Origin of the sequence: Streptomyces sp. NPDC126503 (assembly GCF_040302405.1) — a bacterium.
Taxonomy (GTDB): Bacteria; Actinomycetota; Actinomycetes; order Streptomycetales; family Streptomycetaceae; genus Streptomyces; species Streptomyces gulbargensis.
The window spans coordinates 1-9,239 of the sequence record NZ_JBEORS010000048.1; the positions used below are offsets into that span (position 1 = coordinate 1).

Annotated in this window: 9 protein-coding genes; 3 read left to right on the plus strand and 6 right to left on the minus strand. The window is 76.9% G+C overall.

Translation table 11 applies throughout. From position 1 onward, the window contains the following. The first annotated feature begins 99 nt into the window (after positions 1–99). Positions 100–702: a CAP domain-containing protein gene (locus tag ABTY40_RS30525; RefSeq protein ID WP_352062476.1), complete on the plus strand. Its 603-nt coding sequence runs from the start codon at positions 100–102 to the stop codon at positions 700–702. A 21-nt stretch (positions 703–723) separates the two neighbouring features. Here ABTY40_RS30525 and ABTY40_RS30530 read toward each other — a convergent pair whose 3' ends face one another. From ABTY40_RS30530 to ABTY40_RS30545, 4 genes are all read right to left on the minus strand, one after another. Beyond that, a complete protein-coding gene (locus ABTY40_RS30530; RefSeq protein WP_352062477.1) occupies positions 724–1,659 on the minus strand; it encodes a CAP domain-containing protein in 936 nt (311 codons plus the stop codon). A gap of 161 nt (positions 1,660–1,820) precedes the next feature. Next, positions 1,821–2,693: a universal stress protein gene (locus ABTY40_RS30535; RefSeq protein ID WP_352062478.1), complete on the minus strand. Its 873-nt coding sequence runs from the start codon at positions 2,691–2,693 to the stop codon at positions 1,821–1,823. Between the two features lie 235 nt (positions 2,694–2,928). Then, entirely contained in the window at positions 2,929–4,323 is a 1,395-nt protein-coding gene (locus tag ABTY40_RS30540) for an acyl-CoA dehydrogenase family protein (protein ID WP_352062479.1), read from the minus strand. A 149-nt stretch (positions 4,324–4,472) separates the two neighbouring features. Then, a complete protein-coding gene (locus tag ABTY40_RS30545) occupies positions 4,473–4,928 on the minus strand; it encodes an RrF2 family transcriptional regulator (RefSeq protein WP_352062480.1) in 456 nt (151 codons plus the stop codon). A 340-nt stretch (positions 4,929–5,268) separates the two neighbouring features. Here ABTY40_RS30545 and ABTY40_RS30550 point away from each other — a divergent pair, with 340 nt between their 5' ends. Then, on the plus strand, positions 5,269–6,051 hold the full coding sequence (locus ABTY40_RS30550; protein WP_352062481.1) for a glutathione S-transferase C-terminal domain-containing protein: 783 nt from the start codon (positions 5,269–5,271) through the stop codon (positions 6,049–6,051). Positions 6,052–6,090: 39 nt separating this feature from the next. Here the strand turns inward: ABTY40_RS30550 and ABTY40_RS30555 are convergent, their stop codons facing one another. Further along, complete coding sequence (locus tag ABTY40_RS30555) at positions 6,091–7,128, minus strand: NAD-dependent epimerase/dehydratase family protein (RefSeq protein WP_352062482.1); 1,038 nt, start codon at positions 7,126–7,128, stop codon at positions 6,091–6,093. Positions 7,129–7,278: 150 nt separating this feature from the next. On the opposite strand from ABTY40_RS30555, the gene ABTY40_RS30560 reads away from it, so the two are divergent. Then, the gene (locus ABTY40_RS30560) at positions 7,279–7,521 is read left to right on the plus strand and encodes a DUF5133 domain-containing protein (protein WP_345287864.1); all 243 of its coding nucleotides are present in this window, start codon (positions 7,279–7,281) and stop codon (positions 7,519–7,521) included. A gap of 126 nt (positions 7,522–7,647) precedes the next feature. Here the strand turns inward: ABTY40_RS30560 and ABTY40_RS30565 are convergent, their stop codons facing one another. Beyond that, a complete protein-coding gene (locus ABTY40_RS30565) occupies positions 7,648–8,967 on the minus strand; it encodes a D-alanyl-D-alanine carboxypeptidase family protein (protein WP_352062483.1) in 1,320 nt (439 codons plus the stop codon). Positions 8,968–9,239 lie beyond the last annotated feature (272 nt).

Genomic DNA, 9,239 nt, shown 5'->3' on the forward strand with positions numbered 1-9,239 from the left:
ACCCCTGGTCGGCGTGGGCGGAGAACATCCACCGGGGGCCGAAGACCCCGGCCGGCGCGCTGGACGCCCGGCCGGCGCGCCGGGCTCGCGGGAGCCGCCGTGCTCGCCGCCGTCCTCGGCGCCCTCGCCCCGCAGCTCCTGCCCGAGCAGCCGCAGGCGCGTCCGGCGCCCGCCCGGCCCACCGCCGCGCCCCCGCCGCCCGCCACCCCGCCCCGTACCCCGGTCACGACCCCCGCCCCGGCCCCCACGACGTCGACGACACCGCCGCCGCCCGACGCGCGCCCGTCCCCGCGGCGTACGACGGCGTCACCCGCCCCCGCGCCCCCGGCGGGGGAGCGAGTGACCGCACTGGTCAACCGGCTGCGGGCCGAGGCCGGTTGCGCACCGCTGCGTACCGATCCGCGGCTCGTCCGAGCGGCCCGTGCCTACGCCCGCGACATGGCGGCGCGCGGCTACTACGGGCACAGCAGCCCGGAAGGCGCCTTCGCCGACAGCCGCATCACCGCCGAGGGGTACGCCTGGAGTGCCTGGGCCGAGAACCTGGCGCGCGGCACGGACGATCCCGCCGGTGTCGTGGAGGGCTGGACGGACGGGGCCGCGCACGAGGAGAACATGCTCGACTGCCGGTACCGGGACACGGGCGTGGCGTCCGCGCCCGGCCCCGGCGGCACGATCTGGGTGCAGAAGCTCGCCGCCCCGTGAGCCGCGGGGCGGCGCGGCGCCTCAGCGCCGGCTGCCGAAGTTCTGCACCCACCAGGGGCCGTTGGAGGCGAGGGACACCCCCACCCCGATCTCGTCGAAGGAACAGTTGAGGATGTTCTCGCGGTGGCCGGGGCTCTCCATCCAGTCCTCCATCGCGCGGGCCGGGGTCTTCGGCCCCCGGTGGATGTTCTCCGCCCACGCCGACCAGGGGTACCCGACGGCCGTGATCCGGTCGCCCGCGTCCCGTCCCTCGGGGGTGTCGTGGGCGTAGTAGTCGCGGGCGGCCATGTCGTCGGCGTGCCGCTGCGCGGCCAGCCGCAGACGTTTCTCCGCACGCAGCGGACCGCACCCGGCCTTCTGCCGTTCGGCGTTGACCAGGGCTATCACGTGCTGGGCGTACTGGGCCGCACCGCCCCCGGCCCGGTCGGCGGCGTCGGAACCGCCGGTCTCCGCCGCCGCCTCGGACGGCCGGGCGGGGGACGACGCGGGTGCGGCCGGTTCCGGTCGTGCGGGGGAGGGGGTGGCGGCCGCCGGGGTGCGCGGCGCGGCGGCGGGGGAGGAGGTGCTGGGCGCGGGGGCGGCCGGCGGGCGGGAGACCGCAGGCGAACGGGGTGCGGACGGCGCCGCCGGCGTGGACGCCGGAGCCGGCGCGGTGACGGGCGCGGACGCCGGAGCGACGGCCGCCAACGCGGTGGCGGCCGAGGGCGGGGCCGGGGCGGCGAGCGGCGGTTGCACCGGGTCGGCGGCCGGTGCCGGGGCCGCCACGTACACCGCCGTCGCCACCGTGAACACGGCCGCCGCGGTGCCGGCCAGGGTGACGGCGGTGCGGGCCGCCGGCCGCCGGGGCGCGCGCCGCCGCCCTCCTCCGCCCCTGCGATGCCGCCCGCTCGCGGGGGCCGGCCCGCCTTCCTGGGGGTCGAGTGCTTCGGGATGACCGGGGTGCTCGTGGTACCGCATGGAACTCCGCTCTCTTTCCGGGGTCGCCGGACGATCCGGCACTGGGGAGAGCCACCGGAGCGACGGCGACAACACTTTCCGCCCCCCCCTTCTTCCCGACACGTCTCGTCAACCCGTGGGGTCGACACGGCGGCGGGACGGGCTGCTTCCGGACCGTCCCGTCATTCGGGCGGGACGACCGCCACCGGGCAGGGCGCGAGGTGCAGCGCCGCGTGCGCCACCGATCCGATGCGCGGCCCCACCGCCCCGCGCCGGGCCCTGCGCCCGACCACGAGGAGCTGGGCGGCGCCCGAGGAGGAGAGCAGCACCTGTCCGGCGCTGCCCAGTTCGACGTGCTCGGTGACGGACACGTCGGGGAAGCGTTCGCGCCAGGGCGCGAGGGCGTCGCTCAACGCCTTCTCCTCGTACGGGACGAGCCCGCCCGCCTCGTCGGCCAGTTGCATGGACGCCGGGCTGTACGCGAAGAGGGGCGGCAGGCTCCACGCCCGGACCGCGCGCAGCGGGGCACCACGCGCGGCCGCCGTCGCGAAGGCGAACCGCAGGACGGCGGCGCTGTCCTCCGGGCTGCCGAGCTGGCCCACCAGGACCTCCCCGGTGGGGGGTTCGGCCGGTTCGCCGTCCCGGGACCGGACGGCGACGACCGGCCGGGTCGCACCGGCGATGATCTGCTGCCCGTACGAACCCAGCAGGAACCCGGCCACCGCGCCGTGTCCGCGTGACCCGACCACCAGCATCTCGGCCCGCTCGCCGGTGCCGAGCAGCGCGGCGACCGGGGTGTCCCGCAACAGCTCGGCGGTGAGCGTCACCTCCGGGTACTGCCGCGCGATCGCCGTCCCCGCCTCGCGCAGCACGTCCTCGGCGGCCCGCTCCTGCCCCTCCGGGTCCTGCACCAGGGGGAGATCGAGCGGTTCCCAGCGCCACGCGTGCGCGAGCCGCAGCGGGAGCCCCCGGTGCAGGGCCTCGCGGGCGGCCCAGTCGGCCGCGGCGAGGCTCTCGGGGGAGCCGTCCACTCCCGCGACGATCTCACGCGTCATCGGATGTCCTCCTGGGGACGCTGCCGGACCCGCCCGGTGGCCGGGCCCTCCTTCCTTCAGCTTGCCCCCGTCCGGCCGTACGGCGACAGGGACGGAGGCCCCCGGCCCGCGGTCCGGCCCGTCCCCCGCCGGGTGCCGGCCCCCCTTCCGGGCCCGCCGGAAACCCCTTCTCCGCCGGGTTCTTCCCCGCTCCGCCGTCGGCCTGCAGCCGGTGCCGGGGCGCGCGGACGGCCGGTTACGCCGGAAGGGTGAGGCGGGTGTCGGTGCCGTGGAGGTAGTGGTCCCCGATGTCACGGAGCCGGTGGGCCGTGCGCGTCCGTGCGGTCAGCGCCCGCGCGTTGCGCCAGAAGCGGTCGAAGCCGGGGGCCCCGTCGTGGCCGGCGGGGCCGCCGGCGCCGTCGACCAGTTCGAGGACGCGGGTGGTGACGCGCACGGCGGCCCGGCCGGTCACCGTCTCGGCCGCCGCCACCAGGACGGCGATGGCGGCCCGCTGTTCGGCCCCGAGGCCGCGCCCGGTGTGCAGTCCGTAGGCGAGGGCGTCGTCCGCGCGTTCCACGACCGAGGCCGCGGCATGCGCCTCGATCGCCAACTCGCCGTAGGCGAGAGGGAGGTACGGATCGTCCGACGCCACGGCCCGTACGGCCCCGCCGAGGCGGGCGACCGCGTCACCGGCGGGGGCGGCCCGGTCGCCGGCCCGGCCCGCGCGGGTGACGTCCCTGGCCTCGGCCAGCGCCCCTTCGGTGATGCCGAGCCCGACGTGGACCAGGAGGAGCCGCAGGGCCAGTGGGGCGAGCGTGGTGAAGGGGGCGGTGGTGTCCTCGTCCTGGGGGAGGACACCGAGGACGTCGGCGGGGGCCACGGGCACGCGGTCGAAGGTGACGGTGCCCGCGCCGGCGAGCCGCTGGCCCACCCGGTCGGGGCCGCCGTCGGTGAACACGCCGGGACAGGCCGGGTCGACCAGGACGACCAGCGCGTCGCCGCTGCCGCCGGGGCGGGCGGCGAGGACGAGCCGGTCGGCCACCGTGACGCCGGAGGCGAAGGTGTGCCGTCCGTCGAGGAGCCAGCCGTCGTCCGACGGGGTGAGCGTGAGATCCGGCCCGGGGCCGGTTCCCGGAGGCGGCGGTTCGACGGCCCCGGCGAGCAGCCAGTGTTCGCGTGCGGCACGGGCGCCGAGGGAGGCCTTGGCCGTCTGTTTCCGCCGTGCGGGTGAACCGGTCCCCGGGTCCTGGCCGAAGAAGTGGCTCGACCACGAGAGGAGGTAGTGGTGGGCGAGGAGTTCGCCGACCGAGCTGTCGGCGGCGGAGATCTCGCGGATCACCGCGCAGGCGGACCGCCAGTCGCTGCCCCGGCCGCCGTCCCCCGGCGGCGTGAGCAGCCCTGGAAGCCCGGCCTCCTGGAGCCGGGCGACCTCGTCGTACGGAGTCTTGCCCGCCCGGTCCCGGGCCGGGGCGTCCACGGCCAGGTCGTCGGCGAGCTCGCGGGTGACCCGGAACCAGATGCCGTCCCCCGGCCCGCCGCTGGGGGACCGCCCGTCCTCCGAGGGGGCGCCGGCGTCCGGCGGGGCCGCCGTGGAGGCGGTGGAGGCGGCGCGTATCGCGGGTCTCGTGGTCGACTTCCTCTGCGTGCTCACGTCACCTCACATGATCCCTAGTATTCCCATTGGAATAGTGGGGATGGTGACAGAGGGAAGGCCGCCGCCCCAAGGGGCGTCCATACTGCGGATGCGGGCATCCCGGAAACTGAGACGCTGTCAGCCTCCCGCCGCGCTTGCGACGGTGCTCACGGGTTGGTCCAGGCCTCCGGGTCCTGGGTGAGGGCGGTGATCTCGGCGGGCAGCTCGGCCGCCGCCACGTCCGCCAGCGAGACACCGAGCACCGCGCGCACACTCGCGCGCAGGGCGATCCACAGAGGGAGCAGGGATTCGGCCGGGCCGGTGTAGGCGAGATCCGGGGGACGCTCCCCGCGTACGGAGACCAGGGGGCCGTCCACGCAGCGGATCACCTCCGCGACCGAGATGGTCTCGGCGGGCCGCGCCAGCCAGTACCCGCCGTTGCCGCCGCGCTGGCTCTGCACCAGGCCGCCCTTGCGCATGTCCCCCAGGATCCCCTCCAGGAACTTGTGCGAGATGCCCTGGCCCTCGGCGATGGCCTCGGCCTTCAGGGGGCCGGCGTCCCGGGCCGCCGCGAGCTGGAGGGCCGCACGGACCGCGTAGTCGGCCCTGGCTGAAATGCGCATGCGCGCATTATTCCGCACCGGCCCTTCCCGAACCCCGCCCGGCACGGGCCGCGACACGAGCGGCGGGTCCGCGTGCGCCCCGCGCGCCCTTGACGGCACAGGGGCCCGGCCGGACACTCGGGACCACAACCCCACCGAACAAGTAGGAAAGGGCCGCCGCAGGCAACAGCCCACCCCGGCCACCGCGGCCGGCTCGCCGTCACCACCCCGACCGGCGAGCACGAGCACCGCGTCCGCCCCCGGCATCCGACCTCGCGACCACGACCGTGACCGCCGGCACGAGCGCGCCCGGGAACCCGGGCGCCGGCGCACCGAGCACCGAGCATTCCGAGGGAGAAGCATGTCCGTCGTCCCGTCCTCGCTCCTGCCCGCCTCCGCCGCACCCCACTTCCGGGGGCGCATCGGCCGCGACATGCGCAGCGGCCACTACGCCGTCCCCCGCCGCTACCGCCTCCACATCGCCCCCTCGGGCCCCGGCTGTCTCGCCCTCGCCGTCACCCACGGCCTGCTCGCACTCGACCGCACGGTGCCGCTGACCGTCCTGCCGCCGATCCCCGACACCCCCGACGGCGGATACACCGTCCTCCGCCCGCTCTACGAGGCCAGCGCCCACCTGTACGGCGGACCGGCCGCCGCCCCCGTCCTCAGCGACCACTGGACCGGACGGATCGTCAGCACCCATGTCCCCGACATCCTCGGCGACCTGGCCCTCCGCTTCCGGGGCGACGGACCCGACCTGCTGCCCGGGAGGCACCGGGGCGAGATCGAGACGATCGCGGAACTGTGCGCGCGCGACGTCGACCGGGCCGCCCGCCGGGCCGGTGCGGCGCGGACCGGACCCCGGGGCTCCGGGGACGACCCGCTCACCGTCCTCCTCGCGGCGCTCGCCTCCCTGGAACGCCGCCTCGCCGGCCGGCCGTACGTCCTCGGCGACCGTCCCACCCTCGCCGACGCGCACGTGTGGAGCACCCTGGTGCACCTCGACACCGTCCACCTCGGACGCCTCACGCCCGAGGGACGGGCACGCGTCACCGCCCACCCCGCCCTGTGGGCCTACGCCCGCCGGCTCACCGCCGAACCCGCCTTCGGCCGGCACCTGACCCGGACCCACGGGTGGCGGTGAGACGGGCCGGAGGTGCCGGGGGCACCTCCGGCCGCCGCGTCAGCCGACGCGGTGGCCGCCCAGAGGGGCCGTGCTCTCGCCGGCGCCCGCGCGGACCCCGCGCAGGAACGCCTCCAGGGCCTCCACCGACGTCGCCGACGGCTCCCACTCCAGTTCCCGCCGGGCCCGTTCGGTGGACATGACCGGAATGCGGCGCACCGCGTCGAACAGACCGGGGGAGGCCGGGGCGAGCCGCAGGTGATAGGCCGCCGAGAGCGCCCCCCGTACCGCCCCGGCCGGCACCTTCACCGGCCGCGCGTCGAACACCCGGCCCAGGAGCTCCGCGTCCACCACCGGGTCCGCGGCCAGATTGAACGGCCCCCGCACGTCGCGCAGGAGCGCCCTGCGGTAGGCGTCGGCGGCGTCCTCGGTGTGCATCACCTGGAACCGGAGCCCCGAGAACTCGGGCAGCAGCGGCAGCAGTTCCGGGCGCATCAGCTGGCCGGGGAAGAAGCGGCCGGCGAAGATCCGGCGCTGCTCGCTCGCCGACTCCTCCTTGAACAGGAACGCCGGGCGCATCCGGACCACCCGGACCTGCGGATGGTCCCGCTCGAAGGTGTCGAGGACCCGCTCCAGGTAGGCCTTCTCCCGGGTGTACGCGGCCCCGGGCCAGCCGTGCGTCGGCCACTCCTCGGAGACCGGGGCACCCCCCGACGGCCCGGGGGAGTAGGCGCCCACCGACGAGGCGTGCACGAGAACCGGCACCCGGGCCGCCGCCACCGCCTCGAAGACGCGGACCGAACCGAGGACGTTCGCCTGCCACGTCACCACCGGGTCGCGCGTCGGATGGAACCGCCACGCCAGGTGCACCACCGCGTCCGCGTCGGCCACCAGCCGGGCGAGCAGCGGCTCGTCGCCCTCGCGGGAGACGTCCGCCTCGGCCCACTCCACCCCCGGCAGCTCCAGATCGGGTCTGCGCCGGGCCACGCCCAGCACGGAGCCGACACGCGGCTCCCGGGCCAGGGCGCGGACCAGACTCGTACCGACATTTCCGGTGGCTCCGGTGACCACCACGCGCGAGAGCGAGGTCGCATTCATGTTCCGACCCTCCGTCATCGGCGGCCCGCGCGCACGCCGGGAGGCGATCCCGTCACGCCCCGTGGCCGTGCGGGTCGCGAAGGTGACGTTCCGCCGTGACTATGAAGCGAAACGCCTCTCGAGGGGGTCAGGGAATCGCAGGAGGACTCCATGCTGCTGCCCGACAGGAAGACGGTCGAACGGCTGCTGCGCCACTACCGCTCCCAGGAGCGCTCCGTCCTGGCCAGGCCGTGCGACCTGTCGGTCCGCCGGCGCTTCGAGGACACCGCGTACACGCTCTGCGTCCTGATGGGCAAACGCACCGCCCCGGAGGCCGTCCGCGCCGCCGAACGCTACGTCGCCCATGAGGAGCCCGGCCCCTGGAAGCCCCTGGAAGGCCTCCCGGGCGCCTGACCCGCGGCGCACACGCCGGCCCGGGACGCCCGGGGCCCGCGGGGAGGCCCCCGTGTGCCCCGCGCCGGCTGCCGTACCGGCGGGGGCGCCGGGTGTCACCGGCGGGCGCCCCCGGCCGTTTGTCCGTCAGTCCCGCCGTGCGGTGCGGCGCCGCAGGGCCCAGAGGGTGAGGGCCGCCGCGCACGCGCTGCCCAGGAGGGTGAGGGGGAAGGCCGCGGAGGCCGACGCGGGTGGTGCGTCCCGGCCCGCCTCGGACCGTTCGGCGGCGACCGCGCCGGGGACGCCCCGGGTGTCCGCGGGCGCCTCGCGCGGGTCGGTCCGCTCGCCCGCCGCGCCGTTCCTCGGCGCCGACACGGGGCGCGGGTCGGCGTCCGGCGCCGCGGGCTCCGCCCGGCGGGGAAGCAGCGAGCCGACCGGCCGCACCCGGCCCGCCGCCGCGAAACCCCAGTCCAGGAGCGACCTGGCCTCCTCGTACACGGCGAGGCCCCCGCCCGCGCGGGGGTTCATCACCGACACGACCAGCGTCCGGTCGCCCCGCCGCGCCGCCGCGATCAATGTGTTGCCCGCGTTGCTCGTGTAGCCGTTCTTGATGCCGATCAGACCCGGGTAGCGCGCCACCCCGTCGGCCCCCGTGAGCAGCCGGTTGGTGTTGGCGATGCCGTACGACCAGGAGCCGGCCGGGAAGTCGGCGTACGCGGTGGAGCAGTACCGGGTGAACTGCGGGTCCTGCAGACCGGCCCGCCCGAAGACGGCCAGGTCGAAGGCGGAGGAGACCTGACCCGGCGCGTCGTACCCGTCCGGCGACACCACCCGGGTGTCGAGGGCCCCCAGCGCCCGTGCCTTCTCCTGCATCTGGCGGGCCATGGCCTCCCAGCCGCCGTTCATCGCCGCCAGGACGTGCACCGCGTCGTTGCCCGAGCTGAGGAATACGCCGTTCCACAGGTCCGACACCCGGTACGTGTACCCCTCCTTGACCCCCACCAGGCTGCTGCCGGCCCCGATGCCGGTCAGTTCGGAGTCGGCCACCGTGTGCCGCTCGCCGGGATCGTTGCGCGGCAGCGCGGTCAGCGCGAACAGCGCCTTGAGGGTGCTGGCCGGCGGCAGCCGCCGGTGCGCGTCCCGGGCGGCCAGCACCTCACCCGTCGAGGCGTCGGCCACCACCCACGCCAGGGCGGAGACCCACGGCACCGAAGGCGCCCCGGGCAGCGGCTGCACCTGCGTGCCCTGCCGGTGCAGCCGGGCCGGATCCACGCCGGCCCCGCGCGCCGGCGGAGTCGGCTCGGCGGGCGCCACGGCGGGAGCTGGGGAGGTGAACGCGGCGGGCAGGGCCACCGGGGGACGGGCGGCGGCCGGGGCGGCCGGGGCGGCGGCCGCCGGGCCTGGCAGCACGAACAGCAGCGCCGCGGTCCCCGCGGCGGCATGACGAACAGCTGACGTGACGATCATTCAGTCACCGTAGGAAGCGGGCGCGGACCCCGCAGATCGGAGTGCGCCGACCGGCGTAGCGGGTGCTTCCGGCGGGCGGCGCGTCGCTGGCCCGAGCGGGTGGAGCCGCCGCCCGCCGTCCCGCGCGGACCGTTGTCGGTGCCCCGGGGCATCCTGGTGACGTGTCCTCACACCCGTACCACGGCAACGACGTTCCGGCCCCGGCGCACGGCGCGGCCCCGGCCGGCCCGGCCCCCCGCTCCGTACCGCACCCCGCGCGTGCCCCCGGCGCG